A 22789-nucleotide genomic window follows, 5' to 3' on the forward strand; every position below is an offset into this window, starting at 1 on the left:
CACATCGCTGGTTTCAACGGCATCAAGCAGGCCAGTAAATTATTCGGCATAGACCTCAACCTCTGGCAGGTCGGTCAGCGGTGCCTCGATCACGCGAAGGGCCGCCAGCGACATCCGGCTGCCTGCCGTGACCGGCGCGTCGATCGGAATCAGGTCGAGCTGCACCGCCTTGCCATTGACCGGATAGACAACCCTACCCTTGCCAGGCCTGGACACCAGTGGTGTCCTGATCCAAAGACCAGGTTCCGTCGGATCGCCCAGCGAGGCCACGGTCCGCCCGAGCAGTCGCCCTTCACCGCTTGCCTGCGCCGCTGTCGCCGCCGCCGCGGCAGACTGTTTTTCAGCTGCACTGGTGGTGTCGAACTCGGAAACCGTCCGCGCGCCCGCCGGTGGTCTGGCTACTGTAGAACCCTCGCCAGGCCGCGCCACCGGCCGGATCTGACCGCTGCCCGCGATCTCCGGCCCGATAGTCTGATTTCCCATTGGCTGTTGCGCGCAACCGGCGCCCAAAACCACCGCACCCAGTGCAATGCATACCCGTTTCATGGCGGCAACCTATTCGCCTCCGACCAAAGCATCAACGTGCAACAATCTCTCTTGCGCGGCGCCCTGCCGACCCTTACCTTCATTCCGTCATGACAGCCCCTCTGATGGACCCCTTCGCGCGCCCGATTTCCTATCTGCGCCTTTCGGTCACCGACCGTTGCGATTTCCGCTGCGCCTATTGCATGTCGGAAAACATGACCTTCCTGCCCAAGAAGGAATTGCTGACGTTGGAAGAGCTCGATCGCATCAGCTCGGCCTTCGTTCGGCTCGGGGTCGAGAAGCTGCGAATCACCGGTGGCGAACCGTTGGTGCGCCGCGATATCCTGACCTATTTCCGCGCCATGTCGCGCCACCTCGAAAGCGGGGCGCTCAAGGAACTCACACTGACCACCAACGGCTCGCAGCTGCATCGCTTCGCGCAGGACCTCGCCGATGCCGGCGTACGCCGCGTCAACATCTCGCTTGATACGCTCGATGCCGAGAAATTCGCTCGTGTCACCCGGTGGGGCCGGCTCGACAACGTCCTGCGCGGCATCGACGCCGCCCAGGCGGCCGGGCTCCGCGTCAAGATCAATGCCGTCGCGCTCAAGGGCTTCAACGAGGCTGAGTTGATCCCGATGACCGAATGGGCCGGGTCGCGTGACATGGACCTTACCTGGATCGAGGTCATGCCGATGGGCGAGGATTTCGGCACCGATGACCGGCTGGGTCAGTATTGGCCACTCAAAGACCTGCGCGCCCGGTTGGCCGAAACCTATACGCTGACCGACCTTGCCGAACGGTCGGGCGGCCCCGCCCGCTATGTGCGGCTGGAAGAGACCGGCCAAAAGATCGGCTTCATCACCCCCCTGACCCATAACTTCTGCGAAAGCTGCAACCGGGTGCGGCTGACCTGCACCGGCGAGCTTTACATGTGCCTCGGCCAGGAAGACCGTGCCGATCTGCGCGCGCCTCTGCGGGCCTCCAGCGACGACGACCTGCTGGAGGAGGCGATCCGTGCCGCCATCGCCCGCAAGCCCAAAGGACATGACTTCGACTATTCGCGCCAGACGGTTAGCGGTCAGATGACCCGTCACATGAGCCACACCGGCGGATAGACACACCCAAAAGATGACTTGGCGGAAAGCCGCGCACCTCGGAATAGAAAATCCGGGCGCTTTCCTGTATGGTTTGAGCATTCAGTAAGTGCGATTTTTCCGGGAGTTATGTCATGGATCGAAAAGTCGGACGGCAACTTGAGAAACTCATGGACGAGACCACCGGCCGTTGCGCAGATGTGATCGTCCAGTTCAAATCGGAAAAAAGCACAACGCTGGAGCAGCTTCTCGAAGCCGCGGTCGATACCGAGCGGTCGCGATCTCTGATGGTCGATCCGATGAACATGCTGCCGCCACCCCGCAAGGAGATGGAAAAGGCCAAGCCCACCCGTCGTATCCTGCGCCAGCAGAACGCCAGCCTGTCGGCGCAGGTGGCGCTTCGGTCGTTCGCGGCTGCGGCGCTGACCGACACCAGCGGTTTGATTTCCGGCTTCTTGTCGTCACAAATCGTCTCTGCCGCGGTTGCGGAAGTGCGCAAATACAAGACCCGCGAACAAGAAGCTCGGCCCAGCCGTCTCAACAACATTGCCGGTGCGAGGATCATGGTCCGACGTAGCGATCTGCCGGGCATCGTCGGGGAGCACATCGACGCGGTCGAGGGCGTCTATGAAAACGCCGCGATCAAAGCGCCGCGAGTCAGCCCTGCACAGGAAGACACGCTCGGCAGAGAGGGCGAATATCTCGGTGCGACATGGGGGCTGGAACGCACCAAGGCGCTCAGCACCTGGAGTGCGTTCGGAACGCGAGGAAAGCGGGCAAATGGCGACCCGGTACGCGTCGCCGTTCTCGACACAAGGATCGACGCCACCCACCCCGACCTGGTCGGGAAGGTAGCCGATTTTGCGGAATTCGACACCACCGGCAATATCAACCAGCAGGGCGTGGCCAATGCGCGCGACAGCGGCCGCCATGGCACCCATGTCGCCGGCACGATTGTCGGCGGCAACGCCAGCGGTGGCTGGATCGGCATGGCGCCCGACGCCGAACTGATCGCCGGTCTGGTGCTCGACGGCGACAAGGGCGGCACGCTGGCCCAGGTCATCGCCGGCATCGACTGGTCTGTCACTTCGGGCGCGTCGGTGATCAACATGTCACTCGGCGGTCTCACGTTCGACCCGTCCGTCGATACGCCCTATCAGCGCGCCCTGGTCGATGCCCTGGTCAACGGCGTCCTGGTGGTGGCCGCCATCGGCAATGACGGTCATCAAACCACCGGCGCACCGGGAAACGACTATTTCTCGCTTGCGGTCGGGGCGCACGACATCCACTCGCGCTGCGCCGGGTTCAGCGCGGGCCGCACCCATATCCTGCAGCAATCGAACTTCATCAACGATGATTTCCTGCCCCTCGTCTACACCAAGCCCGATGTCTCGGCGCCCGGCGTCGCGGTGAAGTCTTCGGTTCCGGGCGGCACCTACGAGAGGTTCAACGGAACCTCGATGGCCACGCCGCATGTTGCCGGGGCCGCCGCGCTCCTGCTGGCGGCAGTCGACTTCTCGGGGCTGCAACCTCTGAAACAGGCCCTGACCGCCAAGGACTTCCTGCTTGGCGGTGTCGCCGACCTCGGCGAGGCTGGACAGGACCAGCGCTTTGGCTATGGCGCCATCAACGTGCTAAAGTCGATTGACGAAGCCAGGAAACGCGATTTCTGATCCTTTGCTCCTCGAAGTAACGCGAGAATGTGACATGCCGGCTGCCGGCCCGACCTCTTCTAAACCCCGTGAACCGGAGGCCAAGATCGCGGCTCCGGTTCGCCGGTTCTTTGCCGAGCACCCCGACGACGCGCTTCAGGTCCTCGTGGTCCTCGACGTGCCGCAACCGGATCTGAGCTTTCTGGTGTCACCATCGGCCGAAAGCGACTCGACAGACGTCAGCCAGGCGCGGAAAGAGGCGGCGGAACAGTCGGTCGCAGACCTTTTGGAACGGCACGGCGGCGCATTGATCCGCCGCTTGCCGAATGCCTCAAGCCTTCTGGCCGCTGTTGACCGAAGCACACTCGACGCTCTGGCCGAGTCTCCGGACGTGGCCGAAATCGTCGCCAACGAAACCCTCAGGTGATCAGGTCCGGGTCGCGGATCACGCCACCGGCAAACGCTTCTCGACGATCTCGGCATACCACGAACAGCCCGCCGGAATCGCGTCGTCGTTGAAGTTATATTCCGGATGGTGGACATGGGCCGTGTCACCGTTGCCGACCAGGATATAGGCGCCCGGCCGCTCCTCCAGCATGAATGCGAAATCCTCGCCCCCCATCACCAGAGGCGCCTCGTCGCAATCGCCCGAGACCGATTTGGCGACCTCGATGGCAAAATCCGTTTGCTCGGGATGGTTCACCATCACCGGATAGCCACGGAAATACTGAACCTCGGCGCTGCCGCCGAACGTGGCCGCAATGCCGGTGCAGATTTCGTTGATCCGGCGTTCGGCCAGATCGCGCATCTCAGGCGACATGGTCCGCACCGTGCCCTTCAGGTGCACCGCTTGCGGGATAACGTTGAAGGCGGTTGACGAGGTCTCGAACGACGTCACCGACACGACGATGCGATCGACCGGATCGGCGTTGCGACTGGCGATGGTCTGCAACGCCATCACCGCCTGCGACGCCATTACCGTCGGGTCGATCGTCTCATGCGGCTTGGCGGCATGGCCACCCTTGCCGGTCAGCGTAATGTCGAACTGGTCGGTGGCGGCGAAGAAGGCGCCGGACCGGATGGCGAATGATCCCACCGGGCGGCCGGGCCAATTGTGCATGCCGTAGACTTCGTGGATGTTGAACTGCTTCATCATCCCGTCGTCGCACATTTCCTTGCCGCCGCCGCCACCTTCCTCGGCGGGCTGGAAGATCACCACGGCGGTACCATCGAAATTGCGCGTCTCGGCCAGGTATTTCGCCGCTCCGAGCAGCATCGCTGTATGACCGTCATGGCCACAGGCATGCATCGCGCCCGGCACCTCGCTGGCATAGTCCACACCGGTCGCTTCCTCGATTGGCAGTGCATCCATGTCAGCGCGCAAACCTATGACCTTTCCGGATTTATCGCTCTTTCCCCGGATCACACCGACGACCCCTGTGCGGCCGATTCCGGTCACCACCTCATCGCAGCCGAATTCGTGCAACTTCTCCGCCACCAGCGCCGCGGTGCGGTGCGTGTCGAACAACAGTTCGGGGTGGGCATGAATATCCCGGCGCCACGCGGTGATCTCGTCGTGCAGTTCGGCCAATCGGTTCTTTACCGGCATTTCTCTTTCTCCTGTTCGCTCAGTCCAAGGGCATCCGACGCTCGGCCAGCTCGGCAAAGAAGCTGGCACCGAAGGGGATCGCCGCATCATTGAATTCATAGGCCGGGTTGTGCAGACCGGCGCTGGACCCATTCCCGATCATCAGGAACGCGCCCGGTCGCACGTCGAGAAAATCGGCGAAATCCTCGCTGCCCATGACCGGGTCCACGTCCAGATCCACAGCAGCCTCTCCCGCCACCGCACGCGCTGCCTCGCCGGCCCGCATCGTGCTGTCCAGATCATTGACCAGCGCCTCTCGGACGGCGTCGAAAGCCAGTTCGGCCTGCACATCGAACCCCTCGGCCGTCGCCTGAACCAGCGCTGTCATCCGGTCGCGGATCATCTCGCGCACCTCGGGCTCCATCGTCCGCACCGTGCCGCGCAACGAGACCGCATCGGGGATCACGTTGAAGGCATCGGACGAGCTGCGAAAACCGCAGACGGACAGGACGCCGGCTTTCACCGGATCAAGGTTGCGTGCCACGATCGACTGCAGCTGCGTCACCAGATGCGCCCCCGCAAGCACCGGGTCCGAGGCCAGATGCGGCATCGCACCGTGTCCGCCCTTGCCGGTGATGGTGATCTCGAATCCCGAAGGCGCCGCCAGAAACGGCCCCGGACGAGTCGCGAATTTTCCCACGGCGAGCCCGGGCCAGTTGTGCATCGCATACACCTCATCGAGGTCAAACCGCTCGATCACCCCGTCCGCAATCATTTGCTTCGCGCCGCCGCCGCCTTCTTCGGCGGGCTGAAAAAGAAGTACAACAGTGCCGTCGAAGTTCCTGGTTTCGCACAAGTATTTCGAAGCCCCTAAGAGCATCGCCGTATGACCGTCATGACCACAGGCATGCATCTTGCCCGGTGTCTGCGACGCATGCTCCAGCCCTGTCGCCTCTTCGATCGGCAGTGCGTCCATGTCGGCCCGGAATCCGATCACTCGGTCCGAACTATTCCTCCGCCCCCGGATCACCCCCACCACTCCGGTCCGGCCGACGCCCTCGACAACCTCGTCGCAGCCGAAGTTCCGCAGCAGCTCCGACACCCGAGCCGCGGTCCGTTGTTCTTCGAACCTTAGCTCGGGATGAGCATGGAAATCGCGCCGCCATTCGCTCATCTCGTCCGCCATCTCGGCAATTCTGTTACGCACGGGCATCGGGTTATCCTTCCTTCAGAATCGCGATGAGGTCCTGCATGAACCCATGCCCGGCATCGAACTGCGCCTTCGAGATATACTCGTCGGGCTGATGCGCCTGTTCGATGCTGCCCGGCCCGCAGATCACCGCCGAGTAACCCGCCTCCTGGAACTGGCCGGCCTCGGTGCCATAGCTCACCACATGCGTGCCGTTGTCACCGGTGATCCGGCGCGCCAACGCCTCGGCCTCGCCGTTCTCTTCCGGCTTCAGTCCCGGTACGTCGAACGGCATCTCGGTCACGATCTTCGCATCTGGATGGATGGCCTGCATGCCTGCTTCCACCTCGCGCACTTTCTCAAGATAAAGATTGCGCCAGAAATCCTTGGACTGACTTGGTAAAACCCGATAACCCATGACGAACTTGCAGTCCTTGGCGGTGATGTTGTTGGCCGTGCCGCCGGCGATGGTCCCAACATGGCCAAGTGTCCAGGGCGGATCGAACATCGCCGCCACCGGGTCCGGCGTCTTGTCCATTTCCTCGGCGTTCACCGTGTTGACCCAGTCGATCAGGCGGGCTGCCTCCATGATCGCGCTGACGCCGGTGTGCTGAAGCGACGAATGCACCTCGAATCCCTGAACGAGCGTGGCAATCCCGATCCCGCCCTTGTGGCCGGTGACCGCCCGCATCTCCGACGGCTCGCCCACGATTACGGCGCTCGCCTTGGGCAACGGCCCCTGCATGGCCCGGATCATTGGCGGCGCTCCGGTGCAGCCGACCTCCTCGTCATAGGAAAGCGCGATCTGCAGCGGTCGTTTCACCCCCGTGCGATGCGCCTCGACCAGCGCCCAGAGCGCCAGTGCATCGAACCCTTTCATGTCGCAGGTGCCGCGGCCAAAATATTTCCCGTCGCGCTCGGCCACCGTGAACGGGTCCGAGGTCCAGGGCTGACCGTCCACCGGCACAACGTCGGTGTGTCCGGACAGGATCACGCCGCCTTCCGCCTCCGGTCCGACATGGGCAAAGAGCGCCGCCTGCACGTTGTCTTCGCGATAGTGACGATGACAGGTGATGCCGTGGCCGGTCAGATAATCCTCGACCCAGTCCACCAGCGGCAGGTTCGAATCCCGGCTCACCGTCGGAAAGCTCACCAGCTTTTCCATGAGTTCCAACGGCGACAATGTTCGCATTCGGTCCGGCCCTGTTCGCTATTCCCAGCCCTGGGCGCAGCCGGGCCGGATCATCGTTACGCTAGCTTGGCGTCCGTGCGGACGCAATTGCCAGTTCGCCCGGCATGAAAAAAACCGGGCGTCAAACGACGCCCGGCTTCATACGGTTCGCTGCTCCGAACGGAGCGGAGCGGATCAGGTGCCGTTGGCGGCGGCCGCGAGGGTCACCACGGTTACCACGCCGACCACGGCCATGCCCACGCCCGCGCCCAGACCGCCTTGGGTCGACACAAACGGATCAGCCTTGGTGGTTTCGTCGGCGAATGCCGGAGCCGCAGCCATCGAGGCCGCGACGGTTGCAGCAAGTGCAAGTTTCTTCATTTCAGGTCCCTTTCACTGTGGTCTTTCAGCGCTAACACGCCCAAAGCGTGCGAACACCTCTTTCAGATCGCTGGCGGACGATAACAGGTTTTTTCCATGGAATAAATCCCCACTTCGCGATGGGTGGAAAACCGCTCAGTAGCCGCTATCGGTGGTCAAGATGTAATGACCCGGACTGATCTCGCGGTACTCCGAGGGCGCCGGATCATAGTCGAGTCCATGAATCGGTGACGGAATCGGCTTGAAATTCAAGTCTTTCTCGGATTTTCGCTGACGTGGATCGGCGATCGGCACCGCCTTCATCAAAGCTTGGGTATAGGGGTGCTGCGGGTCTTCGAACACCGCCCGTCGCGGCCCCATTTCGACGATTCGCCCCAGGTACATAACGCCGACATCGTGGCTGACGCGTTCCACCACCGCCATGTCATGGCTGATGAAAAGATAGGACAGTTCCAGTTCGGCCTGCAGTTCCATCATCAGGTTCAGAACCTGCGCCTGCACCGACACATCCAGTGCCGACACTGCCTCGTCTGCCACGATCAGCTTTGGATTCAGTGCCAGCGCTCTGGCGATCGCCACGCGCTGCCTCTGCCCGCCGGAAAGTTCGTGCGGATACCGCCGCAGGAACGACCGGGGCAACTCCACCCGGTCAAACAGATGCGTCACCCGGTCCTGCAACTCCTTCCGGTTGGTCATGCCATAGTTGCGCAGGGGTTCGGCCACCTGGTCCAGCAGTTGCATCTGAGGATTGAGCGATGCGAACGGGTCCTGGAAAACCATCTGCATATCCTTGCGCGCCCGCTGCAGACCGCGGTGGTCCAACGCCATCACATCCACGCCGTCGAGCGTCACATGCCCGCTGTCCGGCTCGACCAGCCGCAGCAGCGACCGACCCACGGTCGACTTGCCGCACCCCGACTCGCCAACGAGGCTTAGTGTCCGGCCCTTTCTGAGCGTGAACGATACATCCTCGACGGCATGCACCTGTGCCACCGTCCGGCGGAAAAACCCGCCCTTGACCGGGAAGCGGGTGACCAGGTTTCTCACCTCCAGCAGCACGTCATCGCTGCCCTCGATCGGATCGGTCGAATGGCCTTCGACACCGAGAAGTTTCATCGGTTCGGGTAAATCCTTGCCGGTCATCTCGCCCAAGCGCGGCACCGCGCTCAACAGGGCTTTTGTGTAATCATGCTGGGGGTTTGCAAAGATTTTCTCAACCGGACCCTCTTCCACCTTGTGGCCGCGGTACATCACCACGACGCGGTCCGCCATCTGCGCCACAACCGCCATGTCGTGCGTGATGAACATCACCGCCGTACCGGTCTCGCGCTTGAGCCGATCCACCAGAGCGAGGATCTCGGCCTGGATCGTGACATCCAGCGCCGTGGTCGGTTCATCGGCGATCAGAAGGCGCGGTTCGCAGGCCAATGCCATGGCGATCACCACCCGCTGCCGCATGCCGCCGGAGAGTTCGTGCGGGTACTGTTGCAGGCGTCGTTCGGGCTCGGGAATACGCACCTGTTTCAACAGCTCCAGGGCTCGCGCCGCGGCGGCTTTCTTGCTCATGCCCCGGTGCAGCCGCAGCCCTTCGGTCAGCTGCCGACCTACGGTGAAAACCGGATTGAGCGCCGTCATCGGCTCCTGGAAGATCATACCGATCTCGTTGCCACGAATCGTTCGCATCAGGCTCTGGTCGGCGCCACGCAGATCGACCTCGCGACCGTCGCGCCGGTCGAAGATCAGCCGGCCGCCGGCAATCTCGCCGCCGCCGTATTCCACCAGCCGCATCAGAGACAGGCTGGACACGGATTTGCCGGACCCCGATTCACCAACGATGCAAACGGTTTCGCCGGGTTTGACCTCGAAAGACACATCCTCGACCCCCAGCACGGGGCCGTCTTTGGTCTGGAACTCCACCCGCAGGTTTTCGATCCTGGCAATCGGCTGGTCGAGCATCGCATTTCCCCGTCGAGTTGGCATCATGTCTCATGCATGACTGCCGAACGCTAATGTCAGCGTTTTACCCGTGTCAAACAATTGAACACTTAACCGGGGCGTGAGCCCGCCCGCGCATGAAAAATCGGCGATTGACCTGCAGGCAAGGCTTGCAATTTGAAAAAACTCGGTTTTCGATACCGGGGTCTGGTTTTGGGGGGTGCATACGACAAGACCGATCCGGCCGCTGTCGATGACATGTCCCGACCTTCAAAAAACCACGCGGGTTCCGCCACAATAATAAATTCGAGGCGTGAGCCCGACCAACAAGGAGTGAAACATGAAACTCAAGACGATTCTACTCGGCGCAGCAGCGGCCTTTGCTGTGGCCCCCGCGGCCATGGCAGAGCGCGGCGCGGACGGCCATGTCGGTGTGATTTACTGGCAGGCCCCGTCGATCCCGAGCCCCTATCTTTCGGGCGGCACCAAGGATGGCGATGCCGCCTCGGTGGTCATCGAACCGCTTGCCCGCTACAATGAAAATGGCGAGATGGTGCCGTTCCTCGCGGAGGGCATCCCGACTGTAGCCAACGGCGGCGTCGCCGAAGACCTCATGTCCGTCACCTGGAAACTGAAATCCGGCATCAAGTGGTCGGATGGTTCGGATCTCACCGCAGCCGACGTTCAGTTCACCGCCGAATACTGCATGCACCCCGAAGGCGGCTGCGCGCAGCTCGCCAGTTTCGATGGCGTCGACAAGGTGGAAGCGCTCGACGATCTGACTGTGAAAATCACCTTCAAAAAGCCGATGCCGAACCCCTACGGCCCGTTTGTTGGCGGTCAAACGCCAATCATTCAGAAGGCACAGTTCGCAAACTGCATGGGGGCCAAGGCGCAGGAATGCACCGACCAGAACTTCTATCCGATCGGCACCGGGCCGTTCATGGTCAAGGAATTCAAACCCAACGACGTGATCCAATACGTCGCGAACCCGAATTACCGTGATCCGGCCAAGCCTGCCTTCGCCACGCTGACGCTCAAAGGCGGTGGCGACGCCACCGGTGCGGGCCGCGCGGTGATGGAGACCGGCGAATACGACATCGCCTGGAACCTGCAGCTGGCGCCGGACGTTCTGGCCAAGATGGCCGAAGGCGGCAAAGGCGAGGCCCGCTCGGCCTTCGGTACACTGGTGGAACGTCTGGAAATGAACCTGACGAACCCCGATCCGAAACTGCCGCCGGAAACCCGGTCGACCCGGGAAGAACCGCACCCGTTCCTGACCGACATGCGCGTGCGCAAGGCGCTCTCGATGGCCATCGATCGTAACCTGCTGGTCGAAATCGGCTATGGCAAGGCTGGCCGTGCGACCTGCAACCTGGTGCCGAACCCGGCGATCTATGCCAGCGACAACACCGAGTGCCTGACCCAGGACATCGAAGGCGCAAAGGCGCTGCTGGACGAGGCTGGCTGGACCGACAGCGACGGCGATGGCGTGCGTGACAAGGACGGCATGAAATTATCGATCCTCTACCAGACCTCGACCAACGCCGTGCGTCAGGACTTCCAGGCGCTGATCAAGCAGTGGTGGGCCGAGATCGGCGTCGAGACCGAACTGCGCAACATCAACGCATCGGTGTTCTTCGGCGGTGACCCGGGCTCGCCCGACACTTTCCAAAAGTTCTATGCCGACGTCGAAATGTACGCCAACAACTTCGACGGCACCGACCCGCAAGCCTACCTGTCGATGTATCGCTGCGATAACGAACCGCAGCCGGACAACCAGTGGAACGGCCAGAACATCAACCGCTTCTGCGACCCGGAATATGACAAGCTGATCGACCAGCTTGCCGCCACCGGCGACATCAACGAGCGTGCGGCGCTGGCCAAGAAGATGAACGAGATGCTGACCAAGGACACCTACACCATCGTCCCGCTCGTAGACCGCGGTCGTGTGACCGGTGTGTCGAACACCCTCGGTGGCTTCATCCTGAACACCTGGGATAACGAGCTCTGGAACGCGGCCGACTGGCATCGCATTAAGTAATCCTTCGGGATTTTCGCGCAGCCCCGGACCGGATCCGGGGCTGCGGCCTCATCGGCTTCCCGCCTAAAAGCAATAAACAAAGGCGTCGCTCCATGCTGACCTTCACGATCCGCCGGTTGGTGCTCTCCATACCGACGCTTTTGTTCATTGCTCTTGTAATTTTCCTCTTGCTGAAACTCGCCCCCGGCGATCCCACCGCGCAGTTGCCGCTGACCATCCCGCCCGAGGTCAAGGCCAAGATCCGCGAGGCCCTGGGTTTTGACCAGCCGCTCTATATCCAGTTCCTGAAATGGCTGCGGCAGGTCTTCTGGGTCGAACCGCGGGTTCTGATCGACTACCTGACCAACACGAGCACGCTTTTCGGCTGGTTGCCCGATACGGATTTCTACACGCCCTGCGGAGCGCTCGCCGAGGGCGTTTGTGACCAGCGCGTCGTGTCATGGTCCGTGGCACGTGGTGCGCCAGTGATGGACATCATCGTCCAGCGCCTGCCGCAGACGCTCTGGGTCGTGGGCATGGCCTATGTGGTGGGCGTGCTGATCGCCATCCCGATCGGCATCTATTCCGCCTACCGGCAATATTCGGTCTTCGACCAGGCCGGCACCTTCATCACCATGATCGGCTTTTCCATCCCGCCCTTCTTTACCGGGCCGCTGCTGATCGTGATCTTCTCGGTGCAGCTCGGCTGGTTCCCCTTCATCTACGACACCACCCACAAAGTCACCGATTGGGACAGCTTCATCTACCAGCTGCGCCAGATGATCATGCCGGTGATGGTGCTGGCGCTGCAGGTCACCGCCCAGATCAGCCGCTTCATGCGCTCGGCAATGCTCGACAATCTCAACCAGGACTACGTGCGCACCGCCCGCGCAAAGGGCCTGGGCGAGGCGGTGGTGGTCATGGTCCATGTGCTGCGCAACTCGATGATCCCGGTCGTCACCGTCATCGCGCTGCTGGTGCCCGGCATCTTCGGCGGCGCCATCATCACCGAGGTGGTCTTTTCCGTGAACGGCATCGGCCAGCTGCTGATCACCGCGCTTTTCGCCAATGACATGCCGATGGTGATGACCATCACCTTCATCTTCGCGCTGCTCATCGTGCTCTTCAACCTGATCGCCGATATCCTCTACGGCGTACTCGATCCGAGGGTCCGCTATGACTGATCCGGCCAACACGCCGCTCAACGCGCTGGAAGAGCCTGAAATCACCCGCCCGCCTCGGTCGCAATGGCGCGATGTCTGGGATCAGTTCAGCCACCACAAGGGCGCGCTGATGGGGGGTGGCTTCCTCGTGTTCATCACCTTGGCCGTTATGTTCGGCGACTTCTTCTGGCAAGTGGACCCCAAGAAACTCGACATCCGTGCCAAGGATTTCCGTCCGATCTACACCGTGCTCTGGAACAGCGACGCCAAGGTTGGCTGGGCGCATCCCTTGGGCTCAGACAACCTCGGCCGCGATCACCTGGCGCAGATCCTCGCGGGCGGCCGTACGTCGATGGCGGTAGGCTGGGCCGCGATGATCCTGACTATGCTGATCGGCACCACGATCGGTGTGCTGGCGGGCTTCTTCAAAAAAATCGATGGCCCGCTGATGCGACTCACCGACCTGTTCCTTTCGCTGCCGATCCTGCCGCTGATGCTGGTGGCGGTGACCCTCTTCCGGCAACCCTTGCGGGCGCAGTTCGGGGTCGAGACTGGTATGTTCATCCTGATCGTCGGGGTCATCGGCGTGACCTCGTGGATGCAGACCGCCCGCATCGTGCGCGGCGACATCCTGGCGCTCAAGGAACGCGAATTCGTGCTTGCCGCCCGCGCTTCGGGCACCACGTCGCGCGGCATCATCTTCCGCCATCTGCTGCCCAACGTGCTGTCGCCGATCATGGTCTCCGCGACGCTCGGGCTGGCCACGGCCATCATCACCGAAAGCTCGCTTTCCTTCCTCGGCGTGGGCTTCCCGTCGGACTTTCCGACTTGGGGCAAGATGCTTGCCGACGCGGTGCCGCGGATGCAAGAGTTTCCCGAACGCGTGATGCTGCCCGGCGTGGCGATCTCGCTCACCGTGCTCAGCGTGAACTATCTCGGCGACGGTCTGCGCGACGCACTCGACCCGCGGATCCGCGGTCGCTAAGACGGCCCGTTCCCTCCGGGCGGGTCGGCAGCGCGCTGCCGATAGGCGTCGGCGCGCGCCAGTGTTGCTTTGCCTCGTGTCCGCCACAGCCTGAAAACATTCTTTTAGCGATTTGGAAGTAACGCTGGCATTGCAACGACATCGAGAGCGCGATGCCCGGCTACATCTCGGAATTCAACATCTATGGCGGCGCAGGCGAGTTTATCGAGCTGACCATTCCGACAGGCACCGATACCTCGTCCTATTCGGTCGTCATCTACGACGGCGCCGGAGCGATCCGCCAAACGCTGTCGCTTGATCCGCCGGTCACCACGATAGCGGGCGATGATGTCTATCTGCTCGATCCCGCCGATGACGGGCTGGTCAATCTCGACAACACCGACGCCATTGCCCTGGTCGACCATGCCGGCACGGTGATCCAGTTCTTGTCATGGAACGGCAATACCGTCAGCCCCTCGGTCGGCCCGGCGGCGGGCATGACCAGCACCAATATCGGCAATGGCACCTTCGGCAGTTCGTTCGAGACCACTGATGACGGGGCCAGCTATTCCACTCAATCCACTCAGAACCCGGGCACCATCCCCTGTTTCGCGCTTGGCACCCGTATCGCGACGCCCGGGGGCGCGCGCAGGATCGAAACGCTCAAGATCGGAGACGAGGTTCTGACCGCCTCGGGCGCGGCCCGTGAAATCCGCTGGGTGCAATGCCGCGCGGTGTCGTTGCGTGACACGCCCGAAGAACACCGCCCCATCCTGATCGCGGCCAATGCGCTTGGGCCCGGGCGCCCGGCGCGGGATCTCGTGGTATCGGCCCAGCACCGGATCGCCGTGGGCGCCTATCGCCAGTTGCAGGGAATGTTTGCCACCCCCTGCCTTGTCGCCGCCAAGGCGCTGATCTCCCTTCGGCGGGTGCGCATCATGCGCGGCAAACGGCAGGTGGTCTGGTATCACCTGGCACTCGACACGCATGACTTGCTTCTGGCCGAAGGTTGCGTCTCCGAGTCACTGTTTTTCGGCCCGATGGTCCTGCACGGCCTGACTCGGCGCGAAGCATTGAGCCTGCGGGATGTGTTGCCGCACCGGGTCGGCCCCTCCGGGGACGGGACCCAGGTCGAGAAGGCCCCCGCCCTGCCCGTCCTGCGGGTCAAACGCACCGAACGGATGCTCGCGCGGGACGCGCCCCCGGGAATGCCCAGTCCCGCCGCCGCCTCGCTTCAGGGATGACGGAGGGCCGGTAATGGGGACAAAAGGACGCCCGCGCCTTAGTGCTTCTTGCGGATGCTGCGCACCACCAACCAGACGGCGAACACCACCACCGGCGTCGCCATCGCGGTCAGCATGGTCTTTTCCAGCCCGGCCAGGTTGGCCGCAGGATAAAGCGCATAGGTCACCAGGTTGATCGCGTAATACGAAATCGCCACCACGCTCAGCCCCTCGACCGTGCGTTGCAGCCTCAGCTGCAAATCGGCGCGGCGGTCCATGCTCTCCAGCAGCGCTTGGTTCTGCGCGCTGCGCTCGACGTCCACCCGCGTGCGCAGCAGGTCCCCGGCTCGCGCCGCCCGCTCCACCATCGTCTTCAGCCGCGCCTCGGTCGCCTTCACCGTTCGCATCGCCGGATCGAACCGGCGCAGCATGAACTCGGCAAAGGTCTGACGCCCCTCGAACCGCGCCTCGCGCATCACCCCCACCCGTTCATGCACCAGTTGCTCATAGGCCAGCGTCGCGCTGAACCTGAACGAGGTCTGCGCCGAGATCTGCTCAAGTTCCCCCGACACGTGAAGCAACGCTTCCAGCGTCTTTTCGGCCGGCATCTCGCCACGCCCCATCTGTTCGACCAGCCGGGTCAGCTCGGCCCCGACCTTCGCCAGTTCGGGCGAAAGTTTACTGGCGCGGGCAAAGCCGAGCAGCGCCAGCGCTTTGTAGGTTTCGATCTCGCACAGCCGCTGTACGATGCGACCGACCCGGCGCTGGCCCACACCCTCCCCCACGAACACGGTAAAGCGCAGCTGCCCTGACGGGTCGATCCGGAAATCGCCCGCCATCACCGCGGCGTTGTCCAGCACCCGGCTCGCGGCGACGCTCTCGGGCACGAACCATTCGGCCAGTTGCCCGGACATATCAGCGTCTTGGCTCATCCGGTCCACCCGGATCAGTGCCGAGGTCAGGCGCATGCCGGGCGCCGTTTCCAGCCAGTCATCCGGAAACACCTCGAAATCCGCCGGATCGAAGGCACGCGGGCTGAGCCCGTCGAAAAAGGCGGTATAGGTGACCACCTCTGTATGGCTCTCCCATTTCAGCCAATGCCGCCCAATCTGGCCGACGTAATGCGTCGCCCCTGGCTGCGGGTGCGGTGCACCGTGGCGGTCAAGCAGCGCACAAAGATGCGCCATGTCCGCCGCCCGGTCACGCCCGGCGGCATTGCCCGGTTGCTTGAGGGCCAGGAAGACCACGGTCGCAGGCACATCCAGCGCCATGAACGGCCGTGCATGCATCTCGTTGGCAAGCTCGTATCTCAGCGGATGATCTTCCATGGCCCCCGGTGCCTTGCTGCTGTTCGGCCCCAAGATACCCCGCCCGTCTACGCCCGCAATTGCCAAATCCGCGCGGGCCCAGATCTCTCGGCCGACCGCGTGCATCGCAGCCCATGCCAAGCTTGCCGCCGCCCCTCAGCCATAATCGGGCAGGCGTTTCTCGGCCATCGCGGCCACGCTTTCGGCGAATTCCGGACCCTGCAACTGGGCCGCAAAATGCTTCGCCTCGCGCGCCATCTGCTCGGCTACCGCGTCCCGGCCCGACCGGATCAGGGCCTTGGACAGCCGCATCGCCCTTGGCGCCGCCATCGCCACGGCGGCGGCAACCCGACCGACCTCTGCGTCCAGCGCCGCGTCGTCAAAGACCCGCGCCACAAGCCCGGCGCGCAGCGCCTCCTCAACGTCCAGAACGCGCCCCGCCAACAGGATGTCATTGGCCATCGCCATACCCACTGCCGCCGGCAGCAGTACCGACGATCCAGCCTCGGGCACCACGCCCAGTTTCACGAACGGCGCGCTGAACGTGGCGCTGCGGCCGGCATAGACCAGGTCGCAATGCAGGAGCATGGTCAGCCCCACCCCGATCGCCGGACCGTTTACCTGCGCGATCACCGGCTTGGGGCAGTCGCGGATGGCGTTGAGGAATCGCCACACCGGCGGCTCCTCGATCTCACGATCGCCGCGCGCGAAATCCTTCAGGTCATTGCCGGCGGTGAACATATCGCCCGCACCGGTGATCACCAGCGCCCGGTCATTGTCGCTCTCGCCATAGGCCAGCAGCGCGTCGGCCAGCGCGCCGTACATCGCCTGCGTCAGCGCGTTTTTCTTGTCCTCGCGGGCGATGGTCAAGGTCACCACCCGACCCTCGCGGCCGATCCGGATATTCTCGCTCATGTCTTCCTCCTGTCGCCTGTCCGAGCCCTACCCCAGCCCCGAGATCCGATCAACGCGCCTGGCCCTGTTCCGTGGCGGCAGTCCCGTTATCTGACCTAGTGTTCACCGACCGGAGACGTCCGCCCGTTCCGCTCCCCGCGCCCACGTCAGATCCTTGCGGCATTCCCTATCGGGAACGGGTGAGCGTGTGCAGCGAGTTCGCCAAGAAAAAGGGCGCCCCGCAGGACGCCCTCTCATTGACCGAACGGCTAGGCAATCAATCGATCAGGCCCAGAAGCTTGTCGATACTTTCCCGCGCATCGCCGAAGAACATCCGCGTGTTCTCCTTGTAGAACAGCGGGTTCTCGATCCCGGAATAGCCGGTACCCTGACCACGCTTTGACACGAACACCTGCTTCGCCTTCCAGCACTCCAGAACCGGCATGCCGGCGATCGGGCTGTTGGGATCTTCCTGTGCCGCGGGGTTCACGATGTCGTTGGAACCGATCACGATGGCAACGTCGGTATCCGGGAAATCCTCGTTGATCTCGTCCATTTCCATCACGATGTCGTAAGGCACCTTGGCCTCGGCCAGGAGCACGTTCATGTGCCCCGGCAGACGGCCTGCCACCGGATGGATGGCGAACCGCACCTCTTTGCCGTTGCTGCGCAGCTTGCGCGTCAGTTCGCTGACCGCATTCTGCGCCTGGGCAACGGCCATGCCGTAGCCAGGGATGATGATGACCGAATCGGCCTCGTTCAGTGCCGACGCCACGCCCTCGGCGTCGATCGCGACCTGTTCACCCTCGACTTCCATGGCCGGACCGGTGGTGTTTCCGAAGCCCCCCAGGATCACGCTGATGAACGACCGGTTCATCGCCTTGCACATGATGTAGCTCAGGATTGCACCGGACGAACCCACCAGCGCGCCGACCACGATCAAGAGGTCGTTGCCCAGCGAGAAACCAATCGCCGCCGCGGCCCAGCCCGAATAGGAGTTGAGCATCGAGACCACCACCGGCATGTCCGCGCCGCCAATCCCCATGATCAGATGATATCCTATGAACAGCGCCATCGCGGTCATGATGATCAGCGGCAGCAACCCGCCGGTGTTGAAATACCAGATCAGGCAGAGCACCGAAATGACCGCAGCGCTGGCATTCAGCATGTGCCCGCCCGGCAGTTTCTCGGCCTTCGAGGTCACCTTGCCGGCAAGCTTGCCATAGGCAATCACCGACCCGGTAAAGGTCACCGCCCCGATGAACACGCCGAGGAACAACTCGACCCGCAGGATGTTAATTTCGACCGGCGTCTTGTGCGCCACCAGGTTGGCAAAGGTGCCGACGACATCCTCGCCGGCCGCATGGGCCGCTTCGACCGCACCGATAGTGAAATCAGCATTGAAGCCGACGAACACCGCCGCCAGACCGACCAGCGAGTGCATCGCCGCCACCAGTTGTGGCATCTCGGTCATCTGGACACGCTGTGCCACGTAGGTACCGATCACCCCGCCGCCGGCAATCAGCAGGATCGAGAGCAACCACAGGCCGCTGCCGGGCCCGACCAGCGTCGCGAACACCGCCAGCGCCATGCCGACAATGCCATACCAAACCGCGCGTTTCGCGCTTTCCTGCCCGCTCAGGCCGCCGAGCGACAGGATGAACAGAACTGCTGCAACCACATAGGCTGCCGTCGTAAAACCGTATTCCATATCCCCGGCCTCCTTACGATTTCTGGAACATGGCGAGCATGCGCCGGGTGACGAGGAAACCGCCGAAGATGTTGATCCCGGCCATGAAAACCGAAACCGCCGCCAGCAGGATCACCAGGAACGAGCCTGACCCGATCTGCATCAGGGCGCCCAGGATGATAATCGACGAGATCGCGTTGGTGACCGCCATCAACGGCGTATGCAAACTGTGCGAGACGTTCCAGATCACCTGGAAGCCGACGAAGACGGCCAGCACGAAGACGATGAAATGCTGCATGAAACTCGCCGGCGCATAAAGCCCGACCAGCAGCATCAGCAACCCGCCAACCCCCAACAGGGTCACCTGGCTCCTGGTCTGCGCCTTGAACGCGGCCAGTTCCTGCGCTTTGCGCTCTTCCGGCGTCAGTTCCTTGACCTCGGTCTTGGGCCGCGTCGCAATCGCCTGCACCTTGGGCGGCGGTGGCGGGAAGGTGATCTCGCCCTCAAATGTGACCGTCGCGCCGCGGATCACGTCATCTTCCATGTTGTGATTGATCTGACCGTCCTTCTCGGGTGTGAGGTCGGTCATCATGTGGCGGATGTTGGTGGCATAAAGCGACGATGATTGCGCTGCCATCCGGCTCGGGAAGTCGGTATAGCCGATGATGGTGACGCCGTTGTCGGTCACCACTTTTTCGTCCATCACCGTGCCTTCGACGTTACCACCCTTCTCGGCCGCCAGATCGATGATGACCGAGCCGCGCTTCATCGATTTCACCATGTCCTCGAGCCACAACTTCGGCGCCTCGCGGTTCGGGATCAGCGCGGTGGTGATCACGATGTCCATGTCGGGGGCCAACTCGCGGAACTTGGCCAGCTGCGCCTCGCGGAACTCGGGTGACGACACGCTGGCATAACCGCCGGACGAGGCCCCGTCCTGCTGTTCTTCCTCGAAATCGAGGTAGACGAACTCGGCGCCCATTGATTCCACCTGTTCGGCCACTTCCGGCCGCACGTCGAAAGCATAGGTGATCGCGCCCAGCGAGGTGGCCGCACCGATCGCGGCCAGTCCGGCGACGCCAGCGCCCACCACCAGAACCTTGGCTGGCGGCACCTTGCCCGCGGCGGTGATCTGCCCGGTGAAGAACCGGCCAAAGTTGTTGCCCGCTTCGATCACCGCCCGATAGCCGGCGATATTCGCCATCGACGACAGTGCGTCCATCTTTTGGGCGCGGCTGATCCGCGGGACCATCTCCATCGCGATCACATTGGCGCCCTTGGCCTTGGCCGCGTCCAGACCGGCCTCATTGCCGCCCGGATTGAAGAAGGAAATCAGGGTCTTGCCCTTGGTCAGCCGCTTCAGTTCCTCGTCGCTGGGCGGACGCACTTTGGCAATGATGTCAGCGTCTTTCCACAGCGCGTTGGCGGTCTTTTTCACCGTCACGCCAACCTCTTTATAGGCCGCATCCGAGAACCCGGCGGCCTCGCCCGCGCCGGTTTCGATCATACAGTCATAGCCCAGCTTCTGCAGCTGCAGCGCCGACTCCGGGGTCATGGCGACGCGCGCCTCCCCCTCGAAGATTTCTTTTGGGGTTCCGATTATCACGTCTGTCGTTCCCTTCTTTCGCGTCCCTTTGACATCGTGAACCTGCCGGGCGAACCGCTCCGACCGATCCTTTCGGCGTGGTTACCGCACTTTATGTCACATCCCAGCTGCATGTTCGATTGCCCGAATGTCGCAGACAAGGCGTTTTCAGACCGTACGGCGCCTGAAATCCCCTCTGCCATAACGCTGAAACGGCGCAAGTCAAATCCAACGCCGCGTCTTCTGGCAATATCGCGCGAAATCGGCGCGGAATTTGCGCCGCAGCCGGTTTTCTTCGGGAATGATGAAGTGGCGTTCGATCCACCAGACGAAAACCGGGACCAGAGGCAGGCTCAGCACCGCGTCCCAATAGAGGATCAGCCCGGCCAGCACCATCGCGTCGCCCAGATAAATCGGGTTACGTGTGCGCGAGAAGATCCCGGACTGAACCAGAGCACTTGCCTCCTGGTGCGGGATTAATGTCGTACGCATCCGCCGCATCTCGTAAACGGCCAGTGCCATCAGCACCAGACCGCCGCCCGCAAGAATGCCTCCGATGAAATCCGCCACTGGCCCGCCGAAGCTCAGCCCCATCGGGAACCAAGCGGCCTGACCCCAGGCGACGCAAAGGCAAAGGGCCAGCCAAACAGGCGGGATGTCGATCCAATGCTTCAGGGTCATCGCACGTCCTTCTTCCTCTGCAAGCTTTTCCCATCCGGACCCGTGCACTGTCCAGACGAAACCGAACAAAGTCCGGCCCGGTCAGTCACGAAGATGTGCATCGGCATTTGGTCGCAGAGCATGGGGACGGCCTACCCAAACCGCTTTCCGGAGCCTATCATATTCCGGAAATGACATGTGGAGTCCTATGATGCCAGCCAACGATTTGCGCGCAGTTGCGCCCGTGATCGCAACTCTGTCCCGCCGCGCCCTCGTCCTGTCGGCCACGGCCGCTTTCGGCCTTACCACCCTGCCGGGCCTGGCCCGCGCCCAGGCGGCGACCAGCGCCGTCATGGCCGCCGACGAGGCCTACATGAAGGCGCTTGCCGACGAGATCACTCTGATCGACATTCGCACGCCTGAGGAATGGGCCCAGACCGGCGTGCCTGACGGTGCTCTGGCTCTGGACATGACAAAACAGGAGAGCTTCCTCGAGGCGCTCGTTGCCTTGCGCGCGGCCGATGCCGCCAAACCCATCGCCCTGATCTGCCGCACTGGCAACCGCTCGGGTTTCATTGTCAAGGCGCTGGCCAAACAGGGCTTCCCCGGCCTCGTCGATGTCGCGGAAGGCATCGCCGGCGGACCTCGCGGCAAGGGTTGGCTGCCACGCGGCCTGCCGACTTACGCTGGCACGCCCGAGGAAGTCGAAACGCGCCGCACCAAGCTTCTGCCTTGATACCAGTCTCGCGGACGCGGCGTCATTTCCCGATGCCGCACCGGGCTTGATATCGTCCCCTTGAACCGGCCCGGGCCATCACGAAACCGGCCGGCCACAAATGGGAGGAGATCATGGCCATGCTTGCAGGAAAACACGCATTCGTCACCGGCGGCGGCACCGGCATCGGGCTGGCCATCGCCCGCGCGCTGGCCGCCGAAGGGGCCGAAGTCACCATCACCGGCCGCCGGCTGTCTGTGCTTGAAGAGGTGGCCGAGAACGGCATGCACCCAATGGCGATGGATGTCTCCGACGAGGATCAGACCGCGACGGTAATCGACGAAGCGGTGCACCGCCGCGGCCCGATCCAGATCTGCGTCGCCAATGCCGGCATCGCCGAGGGCCGCAAGCTGCACAAGACCGATACCGAGCTCTGGCGCCGGATCATGTCGATCAACCTCGACGGCTGCTTCTTTACCATCCGCGAAAGTCTGCGCTCGATGCTCGAAACCGACTGGGGGCGCGTCATCGCGATCTCTTCGATCGCCGGCCTGCGCGGCACACCCGGCGCCGGCGCCTATGCCGCGTCCAAGCACGGCGTGATCGGCATGATCCGCTCGTTCTCCGAAGATTTCATGGGCGCGCCCTACACCTTCAATTCAATCTGCCCCGGGTACGTCGATACTCCCATCGTCACGCGCAACATGGATGCCATTGCCGCCCGCACCGGCGCCACGCCGGATCAGGCGCGCGACATGATGGTGCAGATGAACCGCCACAAGCGGCTGATCACGCCCGAAGAGGTTGCCGCCGCGGCGCTCTGGCTGTGCAACCCGGTTTCGGAAAGCACCAACGGAACTGAGGTCCGTATCGCCGGCGGCCAGGTCTGACCCGGCCAACTTTGCCCGAGGCGCCCCGCCTGCGGCGCCTAGTCCGCACCCTGCCCGCCAAATGGTTCGCAACCCGAAAGCGCACCGCCCCTTGCGCACCGCAAATCACAGCCTAGGGTGGACGTCAGCCCCCGAAC

The 22789-nt window shown here is 63.0% G+C and carries 20 protein-coding genes; 9 read left to right on the forward strand and 11 right to left on the reverse strand.

Annotated elements, in window-relative coordinates; translation table 11 throughout:
• Positions 1–39 precede the first annotated feature (39 nt).
• Positions 40–483 carry a hypothetical protein gene (locus NO357_RS16310; RefSeq protein WP_306736771.1) on the reverse strand — a complete coding sequence of 148 codons (444 nt, stop codon included), beginning with the start codon at positions 481–483 and terminating at the stop codon, positions 40–42.
• Positions 484–635: 152 nt separating this feature from the next.
• Here NO357_RS16310 and moaA point away from each other — a divergent pair, with 152 nt between their 5' ends.
• The 3 genes from moaA (at position 636) to NO357_RS16325 (ending at position 3701) form a co-directional block, all read left to right on the forward strand.
• Complete coding sequence (moaA, locus tag NO357_RS16315) at positions 636–1643, forward strand: GTP 3',8-cyclase MoaA (RefSeq protein ID WP_306736772.1); 1008 nt, start codon at positions 636–638, stop codon at positions 1641–1643.
• Positions 1644–1756: 113 nt separating this feature from the next.
• On the forward strand, positions 1757–3295 hold the full coding sequence (locus NO357_RS16320) for a S8 family serine peptidase (RefSeq protein ID WP_306736773.1): 1539 nt from the start codon (positions 1757–1759) through the stop codon (positions 3293–3295).
• Positions 3296–3329: 34 nt separating this feature from the next.
• Complete coding sequence (locus tag NO357_RS16325) at positions 3330–3701, forward strand: hypothetical protein (protein ID WP_306736774.1); 372 nt, start codon at positions 3330–3332, stop codon at positions 3699–3701.
• 18 nt (positions 3702–3719) lie between these two features.
• On the opposite strand, the gene NO357_RS16330 is transcribed toward NO357_RS16325, so the two are convergent.
• The 5 genes from NO357_RS16330 to NO357_RS16350 all read right to left on the reverse strand — a co-directional run bounded on the left by NO357_RS16330 (position 3720) and on the right by NO357_RS16350 (position 9559).
• Complete coding sequence (locus NO357_RS16330) at positions 3720–4883, reverse strand: M20 aminoacylase family protein (RefSeq protein WP_306736775.1); 1164 nt, start codon at positions 4881–4883, stop codon at positions 3720–3722.
• Between the two features lie 19 nt (positions 4884–4902).
• Entirely contained in the window at positions 4903–6075 is a 1173-nt protein-coding gene (locus NO357_RS16335; RefSeq protein WP_306736776.1) for a M20 aminoacylase family protein, read from the reverse strand.
• A gap of 4 nt (positions 6076–6079) precedes the next feature.
• Complete coding sequence (gene argE, locus NO357_RS16340; RefSeq protein WP_306736777.1) at positions 6080–7243, reverse strand: acetylornithine deacetylase; 1164 nt, start codon at positions 7241–7243, stop codon at positions 6080–6082.
• Between the two features lie 174 nt (positions 7244–7417).
• Positions 7418–7603 carry a hypothetical protein gene (locus tag NO357_RS16345; RefSeq protein WP_306736778.1) on the reverse strand — a complete coding sequence of 62 codons (186 nt, stop codon included), beginning with the start codon at positions 7601–7603 and terminating at the stop codon, positions 7418–7420.
• 135 nt (positions 7604–7738) lie between these two features.
• Positions 7739–9559: an ABC transporter ATP-binding protein gene (locus NO357_RS16350; protein ID WP_306736779.1), complete on the reverse strand. Its 1821-nt coding sequence runs from the start codon at positions 9557–9559 to the stop codon at positions 7739–7741.
• A 319-nt stretch (positions 9560–9878) separates the two neighbouring features.
• Between NO357_RS16350 and NO357_RS16355 the strand changes: the two genes are divergently transcribed.
• From NO357_RS16355 to NO357_RS16370, 4 genes are all read left to right on the forward strand, one after another.
• Positions 9879–11582: a peptide ABC transporter substrate-binding protein gene (locus NO357_RS16355; protein ID WP_306736780.1), complete on the forward strand. Its 1704-nt coding sequence runs from the start codon at positions 9879–9881 to the stop codon at positions 11580–11582.
• Between the two features lie 92 nt (positions 11583–11674).
• Positions 11675–12745, forward strand: a complete 1071-nt coding sequence (locus NO357_RS16360; protein WP_306736781.1) for an ABC transporter permease — start codon at positions 11675–11677, stop codon at positions 12743–12745.
• Entirely contained in the window at positions 12738–13709 is a 972-nt protein-coding gene (locus NO357_RS16365; protein ID WP_306736782.1) for an ABC transporter permease, read from the forward strand. Before NO357_RS16360 ends, NO357_RS16365 begins: the two co-directional genes overlap by 8 nt.
• Before the next feature lie 152 nt (positions 13710–13861).
• Entirely contained in the window at positions 13862–14932 is a 1071-nt protein-coding gene (locus NO357_RS16370; RefSeq protein WP_306736783.1) for a Hint domain-containing protein, read from the forward strand.
• Between the two features lie 38 nt (positions 14933–14970).
• Here NO357_RS16370 and NO357_RS16375 read toward each other — a convergent pair whose 3' ends face one another.
• From NO357_RS16375 to NO357_RS16395, 5 genes are all read right to left on the reverse strand, one after another.
• The gene (locus tag NO357_RS16375) at positions 14971–16239 is read right to left on the reverse strand and encodes a DUF3422 family protein (protein ID WP_306736784.1); all 1269 of its coding nucleotides are present in this window, start codon (positions 16237–16239) and stop codon (positions 14971–14973) included.
• A 135-nt stretch (positions 16240–16374) separates the two neighbouring features.
• On the reverse strand, positions 16375–17133 hold the full coding sequence (locus NO357_RS16380; protein ID WP_306736785.1) for an enoyl-CoA hydratase-related protein: 759 nt from the start codon (positions 17131–17133) through the stop codon (positions 16375–16377).
• Between the two features lie 256 nt (positions 17134–17389).
• On the reverse strand, positions 17390–18823 hold the full coding sequence (locus NO357_RS16385; RefSeq protein WP_306736786.1) for an NAD(P)(+) transhydrogenase (Re/Si-specific) subunit beta: 1434 nt from the start codon (positions 18821–18823) through the stop codon (positions 17390–17392).
• 13 nt (positions 18824–18836) lie between these two features.
• On the reverse strand, positions 18837–20408 hold the full coding sequence (locus NO357_RS16390) for a Re/Si-specific NAD(P)(+) transhydrogenase subunit alpha (RefSeq protein ID WP_306736787.1): 1572 nt from the start codon (positions 20406–20408) through the stop codon (positions 18837–18839).
• 201 nt (positions 20409–20609) lie between these two features.
• Entirely contained in the window at positions 20610–21068 is a 459-nt protein-coding gene (locus NO357_RS16395; RefSeq protein ID WP_306736788.1) for a methyltransferase family protein, read from the reverse strand.
• Between the two features lie 190 nt (positions 21069–21258).
• On the opposite strand from NO357_RS16395, the gene NO357_RS16400 reads away from it, so the two are divergent.
• Complete coding sequence (locus NO357_RS16400; RefSeq protein WP_306736789.1) at positions 21259–21783, forward strand: rhodanese-like domain-containing protein; 525 nt, start codon at positions 21259–21261, stop codon at positions 21781–21783.
• 119 nt (positions 21784–21902) lie between these two features.
• Positions 21903–22652, forward strand: coding sequence for an SDR family NAD(P)-dependent oxidoreductase (locus NO357_RS16405; protein ID WP_306736904.1), 750 nt, complete (start codon positions 21903–21905; stop codon positions 22650–22652).
• The last annotated feature ends 137 nt before the right edge of the window (positions 22653–22789 follow it).

This window comes from Marimonas arenosa (assembly GCF_030848945.1).
Taxonomy (GTDB): Bacteria; Pseudomonadota; Alphaproteobacteria; order Rhodobacterales; family Rhodobacteraceae; genus Marimonas; species Marimonas arenosa.